The sequence below is a fragment of the Citrobacter sp. B72 genome, from assembly GCF_016894305.1.
GTDB classification, from domain to species: domain Bacteria; phylum Pseudomonadota; class Gammaproteobacteria; order Enterobacterales; family Enterobacteriaceae; genus Citrobacter; species Citrobacter portucalensis.
The window spans coordinates 748,181-767,839 of record NZ_CP069801.1 but is presented as its reverse complement, the minus strand read 5'-3'; the positions used below and the strand labels follow the sequence as shown (position 1 = coordinate 767,839).

Annotated in this window: 17 protein-coding genes and 2 pseudogenes; all 19 read right to left on the bottom strand. The window is 47.4% G+C overall.

The window, feature by feature from the left end; translation table 11 throughout:
* Positions 1 to 4 precede the first annotated feature (4 nt).
* The 19 genes and pseudogenes from JQN59_RS03700 to tssK all read right to left on the bottom strand — a co-directional run bounded on the left by JQN59_RS03700 (position 5) and on the right by tssK (position 19,644).
* Positions 5 to 271: a PAAR domain-containing protein gene (locus JQN59_RS03700; RefSeq protein ID WP_079934142.1), complete on the bottom strand. Its 267-nt coding sequence runs from the start codon at positions 269 to 271 to the stop codon at positions 5 to 7.
* A 112-nt stretch (positions 272 to 383) separates the two neighbouring features.
* Positions 384 to 700, bottom strand: a pseudogene (locus JQN59_RS26900) (SUMF1/EgtB/PvdO family nonheme iron enzyme); the annotation flags it as partial.
* On the bottom strand, positions 697 to 1,578 hold the full coding sequence (locus JQN59_RS03690) for a formylglycine-generating enzyme family protein (RefSeq protein WP_149608018.1): 882 nt from the start codon (positions 1,576 to 1,578) through the stop codon (positions 697 to 699). The gene JQN59_RS03690 and the pseudogene JQN59_RS26900, both read right to left, overlap by 4 nt.
* Positions 1,579 to 1,592: 14 nt before the next feature.
* The gene (locus JQN59_RS03685) at positions 1,593 to 1,913 is read right to left on the bottom strand and encodes a hypothetical protein (RefSeq protein WP_188110111.1); all 321 of its coding nucleotides are present in this window, start codon (positions 1,911 to 1,913) and stop codon (positions 1,593 to 1,595) included.
* A 223-nt stretch (positions 1,914 to 2,136) separates the two neighbouring features.
* Positions 2,137 to 2,889 carry a hypothetical protein gene (locus JQN59_RS03680; RefSeq protein ID WP_149608019.1) on the bottom strand — a complete coding sequence of 251 codons (753 nt, stop codon included), beginning with the start codon at positions 2,887 to 2,889 and terminating at the stop codon, positions 2,137 to 2,139.
* Positions 2,886 to 3,320 (bottom strand): hypothetical protein, encoded by a 435-nt coding sequence (locus JQN59_RS03675; RefSeq protein WP_149608020.1) that lies wholly within the window; start codon positions 3,318 to 3,320, stop codon positions 2,886 to 2,888. The genes JQN59_RS03680 and JQN59_RS03675 overlap by 4 nt, the downstream gene beginning before the upstream one ends.
* A 175-nt stretch (positions 3,321 to 3,495) precedes the next feature.
* A pseudogene (locus JQN59_RS03670) lies at positions 3,496 to 3,732 on the bottom strand (hypothetical protein); the annotation flags it as partial.
* Positions 3,729 to 4,616: a formylglycine-generating enzyme family protein gene (locus JQN59_RS03665; protein ID WP_149608021.1), complete on the bottom strand. Its 888-nt coding sequence runs from the start codon at positions 4,614 to 4,616 to the stop codon at positions 3,729 to 3,731. The gene JQN59_RS03665 and the pseudogene JQN59_RS03670, both read right to left, overlap by 4 nt.
* Positions 4,613 to 5,494, bottom strand: coding sequence for a formylglycine-generating enzyme family protein (locus JQN59_RS03660; protein ID WP_079934139.1), 882 nt, complete (start codon positions 5,492 to 5,494; stop codon positions 4,613 to 4,615). Before JQN59_RS03660 ends, JQN59_RS03665 begins: the two co-directional genes overlap by 4 nt.
* Before the next feature lie 14 nt (positions 5,495 to 5,508).
* Complete coding sequence (locus tag JQN59_RS26895) at positions 5,509 to 7,788, bottom strand: hypothetical protein (RefSeq protein ID WP_239484210.1); 2,280 nt, start codon at positions 7,786 to 7,788, stop codon at positions 5,509 to 5,511.
* A 28-nt stretch (positions 7,789 to 7,816) separates the two neighbouring features.
* Positions 7,817 to 10,327: a type VI secretion system Vgr family protein gene (locus JQN59_RS03650; protein ID WP_149608065.1), complete on the bottom strand. Its 2,511-nt coding sequence runs from the start codon at positions 10,325 to 10,327 to the stop codon at positions 7,817 to 7,819.
* A 53-nt stretch (positions 10,328 to 10,380) separates the two neighbouring features.
* Positions 10,381 to 10,782, bottom strand: a complete 402-nt coding sequence (locus JQN59_RS03645) for a hypothetical protein (RefSeq protein ID WP_149608022.1) — start codon at positions 10,780 to 10,782, stop codon at positions 10,381 to 10,383.
* A 6-nt stretch (positions 10,783 to 10,788) separates the two neighbouring features.
* Positions 10,789 to 11,481, bottom strand: a complete 693-nt coding sequence (locus JQN59_RS03640; RefSeq protein ID WP_149608066.1) for a hypothetical protein — start codon at positions 11,479 to 11,481, stop codon at positions 10,789 to 10,791.
* Positions 11,482 to 11,973: 492 nt separating this feature from the next.
* A complete protein-coding gene (locus JQN59_RS03635; RefSeq protein WP_149608023.1) occupies positions 11,974 to 12,621 on the bottom strand; it encodes a hypothetical protein in 648 nt (215 codons plus the stop codon).
* A 76-nt stretch (positions 12,622 to 12,697) separates the two neighbouring features.
* Positions 12,698 to 15,322 carry a type VI secretion system ATPase TssH gene (gene tssH, locus JQN59_RS03630; RefSeq protein ID WP_149608024.1) on the bottom strand — a complete coding sequence of 875 codons (2,625 nt, stop codon included), beginning with the start codon at positions 15,320 to 15,322 and terminating at the stop codon, positions 12,698 to 12,700.
* A gap of 161 nt (positions 15,323 to 15,483) precedes the next feature.
* Complete coding sequence (gene tssD, locus JQN59_RS03625; protein ID WP_003024437.1) at positions 15,484 to 15,975, bottom strand: type VI secretion system tube protein TssD; 492 nt, start codon at positions 15,973 to 15,975, stop codon at positions 15,484 to 15,486.
* Positions 15,976 to 15,991: 16 nt separating this feature from the next.
* Entirely contained in the window at positions 15,992 to 17,656 is a 1,665-nt protein-coding gene (locus tag JQN59_RS03620; RefSeq protein ID WP_149608025.1) for an OmpA family protein, read from the bottom strand.
* 3 nt (positions 17,657 to 17,659) lie between these two features.
* Positions 17,660 to 18,301: a type VI secretion system protein TssL, short form gene (gene tssL, locus JQN59_RS03615; protein WP_003828335.1), complete on the bottom strand. Its 642-nt coding sequence runs from the start codon at positions 18,299 to 18,301 to the stop codon at positions 17,660 to 17,662.
* 5 nt (positions 18,302 to 18,306) lie between these two features.
* On the bottom strand, positions 18,307 to 19,644 hold the full coding sequence (tssK, locus tag JQN59_RS03610) for a type VI secretion system baseplate subunit TssK (RefSeq protein WP_079934133.1): 1,338 nt from the start codon (positions 19,642 to 19,644) through the stop codon (positions 18,307 to 18,309).
* Positions 19,645 to 19,659 lie beyond the last annotated feature (15 nt).

Sequence of the window (19,659 nt, the reverse complement as noted above, 5' to 3'; positions counted from 1 at the left end):
GGTTTCATCCTATTGATGCTTCCGGCGCACTTGAAATAACCTGACATCCACACAAACTGTGGCATCCATCGACAACTATCGGCTTACCATCAGAAAACCATTCTGGCGAACCTTCAATAATAGGATTAATGCCATGGAATGGTATCGGGCAACTGACCATATCCCCCAGAAGAACTACTTTTTTCCCTTGAACAAACATGGTTGAAGATGCAGATATTACACTTCCACCATGAGTCGTTTTATCACCAAGCAAAACAAAACCTTTTGACATATTTCACTCCAGTAAAAAAGGAAACAAATCGACAATTAATAAAAATATTAAAAAAAATCCAGTCACTTTCTTCTTCAAAGTACAGCCTTCACTTAATAAATATAAACGAGTTTTTTCGATGGGTGATTTTAATATACTCATTATAATCTTTATGCGTGACCTTATATTTGCCAATCATAAAATCACTCAGCCTGACCTTATGCAGATATTTATCATCCTGGTTCATGCTGAAGGGCAATTTTTCCCAAATCAGCGGACCGAAGTCCCCATTAAAAACTCACCGCCCGCGACCGGGACCATATTATCCAGCGAGCGCTTCACCAGAGCCTGCGTGAGCTGCTGGCTTTCCGCACTGGTGCTGTTATCACAGCCGGTCAGCGCCAGCAAAAATATTCCCGGGGTAAGAAATTTCAGAATATGCGCCGTCATCCGTTATTCACCACGCAACGAAAAACAAAACTAGCTGAAAACAAGTCATCTTCTGTCTTGTACCCATCCCGTAGTGGAGAAGGGAAGTCTGACTCTCGAAACATGGTCAGGGCATACTGGTAATCTCCTCCCGCATAGCCCCTCTGTACCTTCCTGTCGCCGCTCTCCGGTCCCTGTGGGTTATCAACCGGCGAGTGCGCATAGTAGTCCGCCGCATACCAGTCATTAGCCCACTCCTGACCACTTAGTCCCATGTCATACAATCCCAGTGGATTAGGGGGATATTTCCCGACCGGGTAGAAAGGAAATCCCATATCATTCATTTTTAATATTTCATCAGAGGTTGGGACATTGACTCCCTCTTCTATTTTTCCGTTACTGGTGGCATAGGGCAAATACTGTCCCCGGGAGCGGGCCGCGTATTCCCACTGCGCTTCAGTGGGCAAATCCACCCGTTTTCCCGACATTTTACCCAGCCACAGGCAGTAGTCTTTGGCCATCTGCCAGGGGACGCTGACGGACACATCATCCGCCAGTAGTTTCCCCCCCCACAGGTAAACGAGTTTTTTCCGATGGGTGATTTTAATATACTCATTATAATCTTTATGCGTGACCTTATATTTGCCAATCATAAAGTCACTCAGCCTGACCTTATGCAGGTATTTATCATCCTGGTTCGAGCTGAAGGGCAGTTTTTCCCAAATCAGCGGACCGAAGTCCCCCATTAAAAACTCACCGCCCGCGACCGGGACCATATTATCCAGCGAACGCTTCACCAGCGCCTGGGTGAGCTGCTGGCTTTCCGCACTGGTGCCGTTATCACAGCCATTACAAAATGCTATTATTGCTAATAGCACGGCGCAGTATTGCCTATTCATTATGATATCCTTAATTAAGCCGTTCTGGTCTGTCCATCATCACTCATGGGGTCATATGTCTGTTGCTGGTCAATCAACGCTAAATACTGGTCCATTAATTTATCGGGAATAGGCTTGAACGGTTCCTCTGGTGAAACCCTCTCCGGAAGATTGTTATATAACTCAGGTAGCTTCTTACCGTAATGGGTAAAAAACACAGAATCATTCTCACCGTCGGAAAGGAATGTAATTACCGTCTGCTCATTTTTAATGCGGTCACCTTTCACCTTTCCAGGACTTTCAGTAATATGCTGCATAACATTGTCGTAATCGGCTTTGCTTTGTACCCATTTCAACGACCACCGTGCCCAATTGAGTATCTTCTGGGAGAGATAATGTCCAGTTCCGCTCTGAAACGCAGCCCGATAACATTACCAGCGGTGCGAAAAAATATGTCCATATCATATACCAATCCCTCGACAAAGTTTTTAATCCATGAACAACTAGTTAACCTAAATCAGTTGAAATGAATAAAGAGATTTGTATTTATAATAATATGAGCGATTGCTCTGTCCTTCATCACTTTATAAATTTCTTCAATACGTCAATATCAGGAAAGGCTTCAGTTATCGGAATCGTCGTACCATCAGGATAAATCAACGTCCTATGAGCTCCTTTCTCTTTCTTTTTCGGGCCTATGCTCTTTATTAATTTATCTGAATGCAATAGGGGATAAAATGTAATCGAATTTATATTTAACGCAGAGTACCGCTCGTCCATTTTTCCATTATATATCCATATAATTTTTTCATAACCACCAATAAAATCCTCAGTTAAATATGGAAAATAATCTTTTGAAATCAAGCCATCACTGTTGATTCTTTGATGCCAACCACCTTGATTCGCCGCAAGGTAATCAAATTCCAGCCTGATGCTACTTTCTACCGACTCTGTACCCTGACCAAACTGTAGGGTATTTTTGTATTGCAACCGTATATCAGCCACAGACAGATGCCATTGACAACGCCCTCCGCCTTGCCGGGCAAGTTTCACATCATAGAAATTCTTTGTACTATCTTTTTGGGATACTGGAAATTCCATTGAGTTATACCCGGGAACTTCATAAGCTTCCCCGGACGAATTATGCCGAGTGCGTTTACATATTTCTGAACGATAAATTACCGCCAAAGGAAGCACCATAAGTTCTTCAGGGACATTGACTCCTACTGTGACCCATTGGGTATCCTCTGGAGGAGATAATGTTCGATTCCGCTCTGAAACGCAGCCCGATAACATAATCACCAGGGTTAAAATAAAGCATTTTTCAATCATAGTTCAAACTCCTCAAAGTTAAGTGGCTTTATATATTCCAAGGCTTCATTTCCTCCCTTAACTCCACGCGTCATATCCAGCGTCGATGCGACTACATCATGAATCTCAATGAAAGCACTATTTCTTGTAAACTCTTCCACCGGGGAACTACTCTCATACGTTTTCATTTGCTTTAAAAATTTCTCTCTGTTGATTCTCCTCATCATGGTCAATGTTGGCTGAGTACATTCTTTTAGTTGGTTATTAAGATAACTCAAATATTGATCTGGCATGGAATGCCTGCCAACGTTCGTCGCATGATCTAAATCAGGGTTAGTATAAGGAGGAAACCAGTCTTCTTTATCCATCTTTGTTAATAATTGAGTGAATCTTTTTTGTGCTTCATTCGCCTTTTGACTGGCCTCTAAAATAAGTTCAGGAACCAAATACAATCTGGTCTCGATGGGAAGCCGTTTACGAATCCTGCGGCATGAAGAAGGACTGTTAGGTACCTTACACTCTTTCCATTCCGTCGTTTGGGTGGTGTTAAAAAATACGGCAATACTTCCATGATGCCAAAAACATTCCAAGAACTTCAATTCTAGCGCCTAAGGCATGAGTTCTACTGACCTTATGCAGGTATTTATCATCCTGGTTCGAGCTGAAGGGCAGTTTTTCCCAAATCAGCGGGCCGAAGTCCCCCATTAAAAACTCACCGCCCGCGACCGGGACCATATTATCCAGCGAACGCTTCACCAGCGCCTGGGTGAGCTGCTGGTTTTCCGCACTGGTGCTGTTATCACAACCGGTCAGCGCCAGAAAAAATATTCCCGGGGTAAGAAGTTTCAGAATATGCGCCGTCATCCGTTATTCACCACACAGCGAAAGCCAAAATTGGGAGGAAATTGGTCATCTTCTGCTTTATGCCCGTCAAAAAGTGGGGAAGGGAGGTTCGACTTGCGAAACATGGTCAGGGCATACTGATAATCTCCTCCTGAATATCCCCTCATAACCTTCCTGTCGCCGGTCCCCGGTCCCTGCGGGTTATCAACCGGCGAGTGTGCATAGTAGTCCGCCGCATACCAGTCATTAGCCCATTCATCACCGCTTAGTCCCATGTCATACAACCCCAGTGGATTGGGGGGATATTTCCCGACCGGGTAAATCGATATCCCTACACCATTCATTTTTGCTCTTTCATCAAAGGTGGGAACGTTGACTCCGCGCTCTATTTTTCCGTTACTGGTGGCATAGGGCAAATACTGTCCCCGGGAGCGGGCCGCGTATTCCCACTGCGCTTCGGTGGGTAAATCCACCCGTTTACCCGACATTTTACCCAACCACAGGCAGTAGTCTTTGGCCATCTGCCAGGGGACGCTGACGGGAACGTCATCCGCCAGTAACTTCCCACCAAATACATAGGTAAGCTTCTTTCCATGGGTGATTTTAATATACTCATTATAATCTTTATGCGTGACCTTATATTTGCCAATCATAAAGTTACTCAGCCTGACCTTATGCAGGTATTTATCATCCTGGTTCGAGCTGAAGGGCAATTTTTCCCAAATCAGCGGACCAAAGTCCCCCATTAAAAACTCACCGCCCGAGACCGGGACCATATTATCCAGCGAGCGCTTCACCAGCGCCTGCGTGAGCTGCTGGCTTTCCGTACTGGTGCTGTTATCACAGCCGGTCAGCGCCAGCAAAAATATTCCCGGGGTAAGAAGTTTCAGAATATGCGCCGTCATCCGTTATTCACCACGCAGCGAAAAACATATTTAGGAGAAAATCTATAATCTTCTGCCTTACGCCCATTCAAAAGTGGAGAAGGGAAGTCTGACTCACGAAACATGGTCAGGGCATACTGATAATCCCCTCCCGGATAGCCCCTTTGTACCTTCCTGTCGCCGCTCTCCGGTCCCTGCGGGTTATCAACCGGCGAGTGCGCATAGTAGTCCGCCGCATACCAGTCATTAGCCCACTCCAGACCACTTAGTCCCATGTCATACAATCCCAGTGGATTGGGGGGATATTTCCCGACCGGGTAAATCGATATCCCTACATCGTTCATTTTTGCTCTTTCATCAAAGGTGGGAACATTGACTCCGCGCTCTATTTTTCCGTTACTGGTGGCATAGGGCAAATACTGTCCCCGGGAGCGGGCCGCGTATTCCCACTGCGCTTCAGTGGGTAAATCCACCCGTTTACCCGACATTTTACCCAGCCACAGGCAGTAGTCTTTGGCCATCTGCCAGGGGACACTGACGGGAACGTCATCCGCCAGTAATTTTCCACCAAATACATACGTAAGCTTTTTGCTATGGGTGATTTTTATATACTCATTATAATCTTTATGCGTGACCTTATATTTGCCAATCATAAAGTCACTCAGCCTGACCTTATGCAGGTATTTATCATCCTGGTTCATGCTGAAGGGCAGTTTTTCCCAAATCAGCGGACCGAAGTCCCCCATTAAAAACTCACCGCCCGTGACCGGGACCATATTATCCAGCGAGCGCTTCACCAGCGCCTGCGTGAGCTGCTGGCTTTCCGTACTGGTGCTGTTATCACAGCCATTACAAAATGCTATTGTTACTAATAGCGCGGCGCAGTATTGCTTATTCATTATGATATCCTTAATTAAACCGTTCTGGTCTGTCCATCATCACTCATGGGGTCATATGTCTGTTGCTGGTCAATCAACGCTAAATACTGATCCATTAATTTATCGGGAATAGGCTTGAACGGTTCCTCTGGTGAAACCCTCTCCGGAAGATTGTTATATAACTCAGGTAGCTTCTTACCGTAATGGGTAAAAAATATAGAATCATTCTCACCATCAGAGAGGAATGTAATCACTGCTTGTTCATTTTTATTACGGTCACCTTTTCCCTTTCCAGGACTTTCAGTAATATGCTGCATAACATTGTCGTAATCCGCTTTACTCTGCACCCATTTCAACGCCAGGAAGATGGCCTGCTTACGGCGTTTCATTGGCCCTAATTTCCAGGAGTTAAACGTGAGCGGGTTATTGTTTTGGTTTCGCGGGTCGAGAGGGTCCGCCCAATTGATATCCATTAACTGCGCAATCAGCGCGCCTTTGGTTTCCGGTGGCGAGTATTTAAACTGATCCGGGTTATTCAGCACACTCTCCATCAGCTTAACCCGGTTATTTTCCTCGGTTAGATCATCTCCTAATTGGGTAATGATATCCATTGCCTGATCCGCCATAGCGACCGCCGCCTGAACGCCGCGGGCCGCCATAATTAAGGGGATGGCGCACAATGCCTGAAAGGCATCTAATTCCATCATGTCGGCTAACTTTTGATAATCAACGTTGCGTAGCATATACATAAAACTTTTCATAAAGGCTAAATAGCAGCCGCCATCAACCTCAAACCCCAGACTCCCCTTTGCACCGGCCCCCCAGCAAAATGCCGCTTTACAAAAAATACGAAAACGCCCCTGGATGTAGGTGACATAGAAAACCGCACTTCCCCCGGCACCCGCCTGTAGCGATACCCCCATTTCCAGCTTCGCAATTGCCGCAAATTTCCGTTCTTTAGTGACGATGGTTTTATCGTCCGTCTTCCCGACGTTAGCGGGAGGCGTGTCGTCAGGATGCGGATCGAACCATTCTATGGCGCCGCTGATATTGCCCCCGAACTGGGCACCCACAAAAGCGCCAATTTCTCCTCCGCCCTGTGCTTCAGGTGTTTCCGGAGTATGTAAATTAATTGTTCGTTTGCCCGGTAGCGGCGGGGGAGGAAGCTCCGCTGGACGGCCTTTAATACCGTAACCTTTGCCCATTTCACCGCTCCAGTCGAGCGTTGCGCCAACCTCAACTGCCACACTGGCTCCGACACTGCCGGACAACACCATTTTCAGGGCAAAACGCAGCGCCCCCATATTACAGATACCGCCTGGCGTTTGCGGGGTATCGGCTTTTGCCGGAAACAGCAGACTGATGCCTAGCCTGTCCGGAACATATAAAGTGCTTTCTGCTTTCGCTTCACCTAACGCAAAACTGGCGTGCCCCTCTAATTTCCCTTCAACCTTACCCTTTAGTGGATTAAATTCCGCGGATATCCCTGCGCCATGGCTAAATCGCATGAGCTGGGCCTGAGCGCTAATATCAACATACTGATGATAGACGGACTCATCAGCATTCCCCCCCTTCGGCCAGGACAGCGATTTATTCATCTCTTTTGCCCAATCGCTGACAATAATGTTGCTATCTTCACAAATATCAAACTTGAACTTAACAGAGGCTTCTTTCAGCTGTTTTTTTAGCTCCTGGGGGTCTATTTTCGCCTGACGTACAGTTTTATTAACAGTTTTACCATTTTCATCTTGCACGGAAATGTTTTTGTCATGGTACTTAATAAAGCTGGCTTCGCCTGTTTTTTTGTCAACATTGCTAAGCTTATATCTACGCCAATCTTCTTTGATCTTTTCAGAACGAATATAAGTTTTTTTGAATCCAGTGACAGAGTTTTTATTAAGGGGAATTAACTCCATAATGCCAATAGCACTCTCCTTCATTTTTTCATCCAAAAGTTCCCCTTCAGGGACATTGGCCGTGAGAGTCATTAATTCCTGGCGAAATGCTTTATTGGCTTTATTGAGTGCGGCGTATGCTTCTGTTACCTTACTCTGAAGCTGTCTTTCTGGTACAGTATCAGCCTGTAAAATTGCCGCATAATTGGCTTCATCAAGATCTTTCTGTGCCTTTAGCTGTTTTTCCAGTAACCCTGATAAAAAGTAATGCTCCTCCTTAATTGTTTTTTCAGCAGTTGCATCAACACAAAGTACTGTCGCGCTGCCAGGGTGGAGATAAATTTCTGGATCGTGTTTACCTTTAACAACTTTTCCTGAGCCTTGCGCAGATGTTTTAGTTTTCTCTTCACCTGTTGCCATAAATACCTCCCTGTTTAAAATTAAAAAATCAAAGTAATTCGATATCTAAAGATTCAGGCTGTGCGGTATATACGGTAATGGTTTTACCTTCAGCATCCGTTACCCCCTCATATACGTTTCCCTCTCCTGTTTTAATTCGATAAGGTACGAAAGGCATAATCTCCCCAGAATCCTCATCTTTGGCGATAAAGAAATCATTAAATCCTTTCGGTAGCTCTGGCTTTGGCAGATCATAATCAGCAGCCATTAATTTCTGCACGCTGATAGATTTGAGCAGAATATTTTTCGGACAGCCTATCTCCACATTACCTCCGCTGAGTTTGATATAGGCTCCTCCGCAGTTCAGCACCAGTTCGTCGGCTGCCGTCACTAACACTTTGCCCTCCACGCTTGTGATGGTAATGTCCTTTTTCGCCACGGTATCTATCCCGTCATCCTGGGCCTGGATTTCAACCTTCCCCTTTGCGGCAAATAAACGTATACCCAGCTTCAGGGCCAGCAGACTGATGGCTTCCCCCGCCACGGCAGTAAATTTCTTCATCACGCTGATATCTGTATTACCACCCGCGACCAGCCCCACGCTTTCACTGCCTGAGGACAGACGCACCGACTTCGGACTACTGATGCTTATGTGCTCCGGTGCATTGAGCACAATCCCTGGCTGAGTAAGATTGTTTAACGCTGTATTCAGTGCCTTTGCTGTATCTGAGTCTGCCGGCCACGCCTGTGCGATATCGGCAGCATTCGCCAGGGCATCACTCACAGACAGCGCCTGAACCATTTGCGCGGCAGCATTTTTCATCTCCAGCATCCTGTCCGAAGCTTCACTCTGCCTGTCCGAAGTGATAAAAACCCCTTTACCGCCGCGTACCGCCACCCAGTCGTCTGTGCGCAGCTCGGCCCCCTCTCCCCGCAGCGCACGCCCCGCATCCACGTTATGCCCCAGGTTCAGCTGCGTTTTCCCGCCATACTCGGTACTGAGCTTGACGTGCTCCTCACCTCGTTTGTCCTCCATGCGCAGCTTGTTGTTCGCAGGCGTGCGGATGACGTTGCGGGTATGGTTTGCCTGTGTCACGTGGTCCGGATGCCGGGAGTCATGCAGCGCATGGGCGATATAGGGCCGGTCCGGGTCCCCTTCATGGAACGCCACCGCCACTTCTGTGCCCTGTATCAGCGGGAAGTGAATACCATAAGTGTCGCCGCCGTAGGGTTTGGCAAGGCGTACCGGCATACTTTCGTAGCCCTGTTGTTTTTCATCGCGATCCGCATCAAACTTAACCCAATAAAGCCCGCTCTGATTTAAATGAGCATATTCATCATTCTTTTTCGGGCTTGAAACACGTGCCATTAGTGTGCCGCTAATCACTGGTCGCGGTTTGAGTGGAGGTCTCCAACAGCGCGTTTCACTGTAAATGGTCGCCATCAACACCACTTGTAGCGCTTCCTTTCGGCTTGCGCTGAATGAAACCGCCGTAACCAGCAAGCTGTTACGCACACTGGCAGGAAGCGTTGGGACAGGTGTGGATTCCGTAATATTCAGGACCTGAGCCGGGCTGAGGCTTACATCGGTTGATAATCCAGAGATTGTCGCTTGTGAGGAGAGATAACGCTCATGTTCCAGACGCGCCCAAAAATTCCCTGTCTCAGGCGCCGGCGAAACCTTATCACCCGTTTCAAGATGGCGTGGGCGATAGTGGTAAACATCCCCGTAAGTCACCTCGTCACCTTCACCGTAAGTCATATCAGTTTGTGCAGAAAATAATATTTTCTGAGCCTGGCGATGGTTATAATCCCCGGCAGTAACCGATGCCTGCACCGCAGACTGTTGGAACTGAATATCCCAGACTGAGTCGATGCCATTGTCATTCATTCCGGAGGGACTATTCAGCGGTAATGTTTTGCCAAACTCCCATGCGCTTTGTTTGTCAGCAAAATAGATCACCTCAGTGCCAGCATCAGGCTGAAGCCTAAAGAAGAAGAAAATCCCAACTTCAGAGAGCAGGCGTTCAATAAAAACCAGATCACTCTCCTGATACTGATTAATTTGCTCTCTTTTGGGATATTCCATTACTAAATCAAAATTATATTCCCAGTCTTTTAAACCATGCTCTTGTAAAATTTGAGTAACAACTTCCGGAACTGACATATTAATAAAAAAACGGTGTGTACGAAATTGGTTTTTCAGCAACGCGACAAAGGGTTCAATGATTATCTGATAAATTGCCTGGTCTTTTGAACCACTGATACGATGGAAAGATGTCACAATACCATGTACCATTTTACGGGCAGTTAACTCACTTAACTTCCCCATTCCCATAGTCAATGTCGTTGATTTTCTAAGTATCGATTCGGCCGCAATATCTTTATCCTGGCTGGAAAAGTGTACTACGTATCGATACAGCGAACTCATTTCCTCTGTACCATTAAAGTTAATAACATCCAGTATCGATTTACATGAAGGGATATACAATTGATAGCGATTCAGCGTATTTTCAGATATAAATGACATCCCACCGTCAAGTGATTCACTCATTCCCATATATTTACCCCCTGTAATATTATAAAGCGTCACTTCCAGAACAAAACCTACCTTCAACGCATTGTTTTTATTAAACTGACCAAATCTTTTTTCTTGTTAGTAACAATAGAAAAAGTAAATCGACGATTATCATTTGATATCCAAAGTTCTTCTCTTCCATTATCACTATAATCATAAAGGTGAAAGCCAAGACCTGTTAGATAATTACGAATAATGCCTACATCACCACCGCGAAAAATAATAAGATTTGTTTCTCGTGTACTCCCATCAGGAGAAATATATTCAAAGCGATAATTATTTGATATCCTTGGAGCCTGCTTGATATCAACATCAGTATAGAAATAGTAGTCAAAAAGATCGCTTTCCCGATATTCTAATTTATCTGGCCAGGGTATTAACAGCGGTGACAAGAAAATCAAAACAATCATCACCAGTATTATTTTATAGTAGCTCATTACCATTCACCTCGACAAAAATGAATAATAACCGCCATCCCCGGGGATAATTTCTACCCGACCAGAAGTGAAATCACTCCACGGTTGCACCCATGTCATAAATGAAGGCAGTTGCCCTTTATAGGGTTTATGGACAGCACAGTTATCCTTGGGGGCTGGAAACAGTAATGGTAAAAATCCTTTATTTTTATAATTGCCTATCGGCCCATAATAATCCCATCTACTCAGGGCCTGCTCTTTACTGACAAGCCTCAGTCTTGACTGATAGTCTGAAGGAAGGATTGCCCGGTAGAAGCCTAAAAGATCGGAGGTAAGATCCTCACCGCTAAACCCACTGTCGGTATACCAACTAAAACACCAATTAGATTGCAAACTTTCAAACAAGCGTGCCGTCGTCGTCATCATGGCTAACGCAACGCTATTTTTCTCACATGCAGATAAACCTTGTTTGATACGCCACTTAACAAACTTTCCTGTACCAAACTGGCGATGATATACAAACATCTTTTGGCTATAGGTGACGTCATAATAACCATCACGACTTGATTCACCTCGTTTTATATCTGACAGTAGGTTTTTAATATCACTTCCCTGTGCATGGCCTATATCTATCCATCCCAATATTTCGCTGTAAACAAGCCCTGTTTTACGATCCGATGTCCACTCGGAAGGTTCAATAATATCGTTACGTTTACTCATCATTAAACTCCAGAGTCATTCGCTCTTCATAACTCAAACTCAATACTACTGATGAAACGGACTGAATAATGGTAGAGAACACTTAACTGCTCCAGTCCCTCAAAACGCAACACATCCAGTGCATACGGGCATGAAGAGATCGTTAAGCTGTAGCGGTTAAGCGTAGGCCCTGATATTGTTAGTTCCATATTCATGGAGTTAACGCTATTTAATAAACTATATTTACGCGCTTATGAAATAATAATAAAAACTGATCGACACAGTTTTCCATTAAATAAAAAAATTACAGATAATCATCCCAATTACTACGCACATGAGGCCAGCCAAATTTCATCACAAAATACCCTAAAACAATCAATAAAAAATTACCCATGCCCCATAAATATCTAAACCCATCGTCTGAAATGAAGAAAAACCAAATAGAAAAGGCAATACCAAACATGCATAAGATATTACCTAGAAGATATGAAAAACAATACATTAAATATATAGCTATTTCTCTAAACTTCCCAAGCCGTCCAGAAAACATTGGCAAACCTCATTAAAAAACACTTCATTTGCATTGTGAAGTTCAATTGCTTTTTCAAAAGGTGAAACAAGATCTTCTATCAGAAAATAAAGCAAATCCAGATCCCACATATCTTTCAATTTCTGATAACAACCCGGACTCCTTGCAGCCAGATAGCGAGATGTATAGATTGCTCTGGATACTTCCGCTCCCAACGTAAGAAGCGAGCCTATAAGAGCACCTGAAAAAAATGCTGTGACTAACCGATTAGAAATAACAGCCCCAATTTTAACGCCAGTTAGCTCTGAGAAAATTATCCTTCCAGCATTACTCCCAACAATTTTCTCCGTCATTAAAGCAACGTCCAGTCGCGAAGAAAAATCACTAATAAAAATATCAATAACCTGACCTATCAACTCCTTATTTAACTTTGCTTTATTAAGAAGTCTGGCAAACCTGTATTTATCATCTTCATTCGTTCTGCGATGTTCTGTATCCATAAAATCGTAGGCCAGATATCCCATACTCACAGGAAATGATATAAGCCCTTTAGCCAAAGCAGCTATAAACCCAGAATCATCAACGTTAATAGCTTCGAGCATATCTTTTGCAAGATCTTTAGCACCATCCATATTTAGTCCTTTAGCGCAAAACATATCCCGATACAAAGTAAAGCCCAGCGCTAGTATTATCACTGGGTTTTATTTTTCACTCGCTATCAATTATCAGTTCAATTCCCTCTTCATCACTCCAACTTAAAGTGAGTTGCTGAGGTTTTTGCTGCCGGGAAAGATACGTTAACAACTGCTGGCTAAGCACAGGCAAGATTTGTTGGTTGAGCAGACTATCAATATTCCTTGCCCCCGTATCCGGTAGCAGGCAAGCGGCGGTCAGAGCATCAAAAAGGCTCTCGGATATCGTCGTGGTGATGCCGTAATGACGCAGTAATCGCTGGCTAACCTGATCCAGTTTCATTTGTACAATCGTACGTAGCGCAGATTCACTGAGCGGATGGTAGATAATCGTCTGGAAGCGGGCCAGTAGCGCTGGCTGGAAGTGTTCGCGCAAAAGTGGGCGCAGCAGTTCGTGCAACTCAGACTCTGTGGTTTCCGGCTGTTCTTCCAGCATCTGCATTACAGCGTCGCCGCCAAGATTGGAGGTCATCAAAATAACGGTATTGCGAAAATCAATTTCACGGCCTTCGCCGTCACGCATGAAACCACGGTCAAATACCTGGTAAAACAGATTCATGACGTCGCGATGCGCTTTTTCTACTTCATCCAACAGTACCACGCTATAGGGGCGTTTTCGCACCGCCTCGGTCAGGATCCCTCCCTGACCATAACCCACATATCCTGGAGGTGAGCCTTTTAGCTGGCTCACGGTGTGCGGCTCCTGATATTCAGACAGATTAATCGTGATCAGCGATTTTTCACCACCAAACAGAATGTCAGCCAGGGCTAACGCCGTCTCCGTTTTGCCGGTTCCACTCGGCCCGGTAAGCAGGAACACACCCTGTGGGCCGTTTTCCGGCGTAAGTCCTGTTTTTGTTGCCCGCAGCCGCTGTGCGATCGCATTCAGCGCGTAATCCTGGCCGACAACCCGGTTTCCCATCTGGGTTTCAAGCGTCAGTAAGTCTGCCTGGGAGTCCTTCATTAATGAAGACAATGGTATACCGGTCCAGTCGGCGATTACCGTAGCCACGGTGCGCGCGTCTACATCCGGAAACAGTAGCGGATGGCCCTGCTGAAGCATACTTAGCTGCTGCTGCAACTCAACCGTTTCCGCCTGACGATAAATATCACGGCGACTGGCCAGCAGTTGCTCTATGAGCGCTAATTCCTGACCATACTGAGTTTCTCGTTCATCCAGTTCGACAAGCAGAAGATTTTCACGCTGTTCAATGGTGGCCAGCCTTTCACCATGCTGACCATTTCCTACCGTGAGGTCTGCAAGCAATGCCTGCTTTTCCATTTCAAGCGCGGTGATCTCTGACTTCAAACGCGTCAGTGGTTCAGGAACGGTATCAAGGCTCATCCGCACTCTTGCACCTGCGGTGTCCAGCAGATCGACGGCTTTGTCGGGTAATTGTCGCCCGGTAAGATAGCGGCGAGAGAGCGTAACAGCAGTTTTAACCGCTTCGTCGGTGATGTGAACGCCATGGTGTTCTGCATAGCGTGATTTCAGACCACGCAGCATTAAGCAGGCAGTGTCATCATCCGGCTCATCCACTTTAACCATCTGAAAACGCCGCTCCAGCGCAGCATCACGCTCAAAATACTGTTTATATTCACTCCATGTGGTCGCCGCGATAGTTCGTAATTCACCTCTGGCCAGAGCGGGTTTTAGCAGATTGGCTGCATCAGCGCCTCCCGCCTGATTACCGGCCCCAATGATGGTGTGCGCTTCATCGATAAAGAGCAGAACAGGCGTTGGCGATTGTTGAACGGCATCAATGATATTTTTCAACCGCTGCTCAAACTCACCTTTCACCCCGGCACCTGCTTGTAACAGCCCAAGATCCAGCGTGCGTAATGTTACTGATTTCAGGCTATCCGGCACGTTACCTTCAGCAATACGCAGCGCCAGACCTTCCACCAGAGCGGTTTTGCCGACACCGGGTTCCCCGACCAGAATGGGATTATTTTTTCGCCGACGGGACAACACATCCACCATTTGCCGGATTTCATTATCGCGACCAAATACCGGGTCGATATCGCCGACACGCGCTTTCGCGGTTACATCCAGCGTAAATTTATCGAGCACGCCTTGTAATGCTGGCGACAACGTCGACTCAACCTGACCCGGACGCGGTTCATCTTCAGGGGAAACCTGCACCAGAGAGGCTTCCTGCTGCCTTTCCGGACGTTCATCCGACTGGGAATTTAATAGCGGCAGGAGTCGTTCCAGTTGAGTATGTCCGGTACTCAGAAGCGGCCAGAGGCCGTCACACTTCAGTAGCGAAGGCTTTCCCACCAGCGCCATTAGTAGATGCACACCACGTATCTGCGAATTTTCATCCGTTGCGGCACACAGCCACGCTTGTTGCATTAAAGAAAGGAGCGCATCAGACAACTGCGGGCGGCTTTTCACGGAACGCGGCTGAACATCCAGATGCTTCAGCAGCGATTGCCAGAGATTATCGATATCCCATTCATAACGACGAGCAATGACAGTAATATCGCCCTCCCCCTGCTCCAACAGCTTCAGCAACCAGTGTTCTGGAGTGATTTCTGCATGCGCGCGCGTCTGACATAACGATGCCGCTGCTTCAAGCGCCTGAGCACAATAGGGGTTGAGACGTCGTAATAGCACTGCTGAATGGTGTTCCATTTGCTTCCTGACTCCCTGTATTCAGGCACGCTACCGCCCGTAGCCGTAATCCAATGCCCATAAGGTAATAGTGATGTTGATACTCTCTGCTTAACCCCCGCCCCGGAAGCTCAGCAGAGGGCATAAAAAAACGGATGAGGAAATCCTCATCCGTTAGCGCATTACGCGGTGGTACGCTCGTTCCAGGCGTCAGAATGGATAATGTTGCCATCCTTATACGTCCAGACGATCTTCTCGTAGCGCAGTTCAATTTGTTCCAGGTGGTTATGCTTCTCTTTTGCGGGATCTTTGATGTCGTACATCACAGGGTTTACTTTCACCACTTTCACGTTGTGTAACGTGGTGTTGAAGTATTCCACTTCCTGACCCGCGTCATTGATGCGATACCATTTGAACTCTGCCTGGCGCAGGGTCTGACCGGTGGTTACAGCCTTGTACAGATATGGACTGGAGGCATCGATTTCCTTAGTGAAAAGGAACGGGGTATGGATGCGCGTACCGGTCAACTTACCTGTATTGTTATCGGTAGGGATGTACAGGTTATGTTCCTGTGCCACCACTTCGATACTGCCTACACGGTCTTTTACGTCAACAGAACCTTTAATATCCGCGCCGCCATCATCTTTCAGCCAAAGGTAGACTGGAATTGCCATAATTCTTTCTCCATTTTTACTTCGCTAATGCGTCACCACCTTGCGGTGACGGTTCCTTCATGCCCGGCACCCGACAGGCATCAGCCTGCGGTACCAGACTGATCTCTACACGGCGGTTGGCTGCCCGCCCCTCCGGCGTATCGTTGTTTTTGTAGGGGCGTAATTCGCCGTAGCCCTGAACGGCAAAACAGCTCTCCGCGACATCACCGGTATCTCGCATCCAGTCACGAACAGATTCCGCGCGTTTGAGAGAGAGCAGCTGATTAGATTTATCGTCACCCACATCATCGGTATGTCCGGCGATGACTATCAGCCACCCGGGTTTGGCTTTGATATTGACCAAAGCCCCAATGAGTACTTTTGTTGAACCCGCTTTTAGCGCCCACTTACCCGTATCAAACAGCGACATACTGTCGAGACGTACAGTTTGCGGGGCAGTCACTTTCGGTTTTTCGGGTGACCCCCAGTCACTTATGGCAACCTGCAAAGGGGGGATCAATCTCATTCCTTGATACAGTCCCATTGAAAGAGAAAGTGGTTCGCCACGCTGATACCAGCGCTCAAGGAGTTGTGCATCACGACGAAGTTGATCCTGGGCCAGGATCTTTGGCTCGGCAGGATTACCGCTAAGTTGGCGGTATAGCATCAGGTGATCATTTGTGATCCTGATGAGATGTTGGTTATTGATAAAACTGCATGCCATCGCCATTCCGATGAAAATGCCGCATAACAGACCACTTACGCCCACCGTCCGTTGAAATGCTGTCAACGCCCGACGGCGGGATAAGAATGGCAATGCTAAATCTGGAAAAGGCAGCAGTGCGGGCGCTGCTGACGCCGCAGGGGAAAGCGTTGTTTGAGCAATGATATGCCGTTGCCAGAGGTTATTTTCGCAGACCGCTGATGAGGTGAAACACACAACCCGTAATGCAAAGAAAACAGGCAGAGCATGGTGTTCAGTATCGCCTTGTACCTTCTTCAGCCAGCCCAGTAAATTATCTAACCACACTGCATGTGTAAGATGAAAATGGCGGGCTGGGCTCTCTTGCGAAGAGAAAGGAGCAAAGTCGTCTAATCCCGTAGCCGACTGCACTTCTGCATCCTGAGGGGTTCGAATAAACCAGCGTACAGCCTCATTACATTGAGGAGAATTCAGCCAACAACACAACCAAAACGGCGGTACACCTGATAACCAACGCCGACTCTGGGTCACCACTCGCCGCCAACTGAGCAGTATGTGCTTAAGCGCATCTTCATCAGTATGCCGTTCCGGAGTTAATGCCAGCATTACGGAGACGCGCATAAGAAGCCCTGGACGCTGAGCAGCTATCTGACGAACCAGAGCAATGTAATGCTCAGGGGACTGGACAGATAAATACCAGCCCTGCGAGCTCTCGCAAGAACCGCTGCGTCCGGCAAACAAGGGGGCATTATCGCCACACACGAGCACAACTGGCCCACTGAAACTCTCCGGAGGGAGCGGAACTTCATGCTCGGAATGCGCTGATCTCAACTGGCCATATTGACGCCAGCCGTAAACGATCCCTGGAATGGAAAACAATAAAATAAAGACGGTCAGGCCGCCCCGGACACCCGTACTTAACGGACTGAATCCCCAAACCAGCAACAAAGCCAGCACAGCTGTCAGCACATAGTTAACGATCCCTCGCAACTGAGCCATGTTTTAGCCCTGCCCAATAAGCTGAGCAACCAGCCCTTGTAAGACATGAGAAAATGTTAACCATAAAGCCCCCAACGCCACCGCGCCGACAATCCATGCCTGCCACCAGCGACGCTTACTGCCAGAGAAACCGGACGCCTGCATGATTACGGGCGCATCGTGCGTTAACTTAAAAGGCTTCGCCTGAGCCGCCAGCGCCTCAAGAACATCTTCACGACGTTCGTCACCTTGCTCACGATAGCGCCCAACAAAACCGAGCGTGATTGCGCGATAAAAGCAGGTTATTACGGCGGTATCAGGAACGGGCTCACGCAGCACAGACCGGATGCGTTCCCAGAACTCTTCCCCTGCGTTGGTGGTATTGAAATAACGGGCCTGTAAGGGTGTCGCAAGCCAGGTGATATAACCGCTATCCTGCCGGTTGCGGTTCAACACGCTTTCATCCAGTAACGCACATTGCGTGTAGAGCATATGTTCAACGCTGTGTTCGCTGTACCCCATATCACGCAATGCCTCACGTGCAGATTCAACCCATTGGCTGGCCCGACGATAAAGAACAGCTCCGTCGTCGACTTCTGCCCCGTCACGTAGCTGGCTTACAGCAAGCCATGTTGGCCAGAAAACCTGATCAATTTCCTTATTCATTTATTTCAATCCCTTAATACTGCAAACAGCTCAAGTTGAATCTCTCCCAGCGTTCCCGGCACATAGAAAGCACAATTACCGGCGTCCAACATGGCCTGGGCTGCTGGATGATTAATTTCAAGAGCAAAGTATTGATTTTCCAGTCGTAACGGGATGGCTGCGGGTACATGTGTCAGCGGTTTTAATGGAATACCGCTGAGTGCCACATTGACGACATCTGACACATCCGCCCGGCTCCCTGCTTTACAGAGCTGTGGAAATTGCGCCAGGAGAACATGTGCGGGGAGACCCGAGCGAACGGACAGGTAAAAATCAGCACCTTCACGCAGTCGGGCATCCGACAGAGCGCCATACCAGAACTGTCGCTCCTGCGTCAGTTCAATAGCGACAACACGAGACGGCAGGCTGGCTTCCAGCAGTTCCACCAGCAGAGCAAACAGCGGCGGGAATACCTGCTGCGGATTTGCATGCTGATATGGAGGTACAACGCTGACATCATTTTCTAACGAGAAGGTCAGCAGGCTGCCCGCTAACCGCGCCAGCTCACGCCACAAAAGTTCGGGATGACGGCCTGGGTTTTGCAGCATTTCTTTCAGAACAGGTTCCGAACTATTAAGCGCATTCAGCAGCCAAAACAACGAAACATCTGCTACTGCAAAATCCGCCATTCGTTCGTTACTTTCTCGGCGCAAGGACATCAGGCGGCGACAACGAGCCTGGATACGATGCACCAAATCACTGAGCGAGTTGATTAACAAGGGGCTGGCTGAGAGTGAAAGCGAGGGGGGTAAAAAATCACGTCCCAGCTCCCATTGCCCCTGAGCATTACGAATAAGGCAAGCTACCGGACAAGTCAGGTAAGCGCTGTTATCGTCATGGGCATACCGGAGGGTGATAGCATGCCGCAGCACTGCCATATCAGTCCGTTCCTGACCGGAGAGATCCTGAACTGGCAGCCATTCCTGCTGCCAGCGACACGGACGGCTGACACCGTTGCCTGATGAAAGATTGCCGCCATTAGCTGAAAGCAGCGGCAATGCCAGCACGATATCAACGCTGTTGTAGCCAGTAAGATGCGATAAATCACACGCTGGAGGCAGGTTATCTGAAATACCTGTATCCACTAACGTACCGTCAGGAAAGCGCACAACCAGATTAACGGGATTCAAACGGGAAACCGTTAGCGCACTTTCATCAAACTCCGCGCTGATGACGCCCCACGGTGATGAAAGTGACATGTGAGCAACAACGTCAGCAACGTAAGCATCCCAACGTGTCTGTTGCTGAAACTGTTGGGGAGCCAGAAAAGCCCCCTCGCTCCATAACGGACGATAGATCTTCATCGCACCTCCTGTGCA

Bases quoted from the DNA above. Each gene is read 5' to 3' on its own strand.
- JQN59_RS03700 (WP_079934142.1), bottom strand. From the start codon at position 271: ATGTCAAAAGGTTTTGTTTTGCTTGGTGATAAAACGACTCATGGTGGA.
- JQN59_RS03690 (WP_149608018.1), bottom strand. From the start codon at position 1,578: ATGAATAGGCAATACTGCGCCGTGCTATTAGCAATAATAGCATTTTGT.
- JQN59_RS03680 (WP_149608019.1), bottom strand. From the start codon at position 2,889: ATGATTGAAAAATGCTTTATTTTAACCCTGGTGATTATGTTATCGGGC.
- JQN59_RS03665 (WP_149608021.1), bottom strand. From the start codon at position 4,616: ATGACGGCGCATATTCTGAAACTTCTTACCCCGGGAATATTTTTGCTG.
- JQN59_RS03660 (WP_079934139.1), bottom strand. From the start codon at position 5,494: ATGAATAAGCAATACTGCGCCGCGCTATTAGTAACAATAGCATTTTGT.
- JQN59_RS26895 (WP_239484210.1), bottom strand. From the start codon at position 7,788: ATGGCAACAGGTGAAGAGAAAACTAAAACATCTGCGCAAGGCTCAGGA.
- JQN59_RS03650 (WP_149608065.1), bottom strand. From the start codon at position 10,327: ATGGGAATGAGTGAATCACTTGACGGTGGGATGTCATTTATATCTGAA.
- JQN59_RS03645 (WP_149608022.1), bottom strand. From the start codon at position 10,782: ATGAGCTACTATAAAATAATACTGGTGATGATTGTTTTGATTTTCTTG.
- JQN59_RS03640 (WP_149608066.1), bottom strand. From the start codon at position 11,481: ATGAGTAAACGTAACGATATTATTGAACCTTCCGAGTGGACATCGGAT.
- JQN59_RS03635 (WP_149608023.1), bottom strand. From the start codon at position 12,621: ATGGATGGTGCTAAAGATCTTGCAAAAGATATGCTCGAAGCTATTAAC.
- tssH (WP_149608024.1), bottom strand. From the start codon at position 15,322: ATGGAACACCATTCAGCAGTGCTATTACGACGTCTCAACCCCTATTGT.
- tssD (WP_003024437.1), bottom strand. From the start codon at position 15,975: ATGGCAATTCCAGTCTACCTTTGGCTGAAAGATGATGGCGGCGCGGAT.
- JQN59_RS03620 (WP_149608025.1), bottom strand. From the start codon at position 17,656: ATGGCTCAGTTGCGAGGGATCGTTAACTATGTGCTGACAGCTGTGCTG.
- tssL (WP_003828335.1), bottom strand. From the start codon at position 18,301: ATGAATAAGGAAATTGATCAGGTTTTCTGGCCAACATGGCTTGCTGTA.
- tssK (WP_079934133.1), bottom strand. From the start codon at position 19,644: ATGAAGATCTATCGTCCGTTATGGAGCGAGGGGGCTTTTCTGGCTCCC.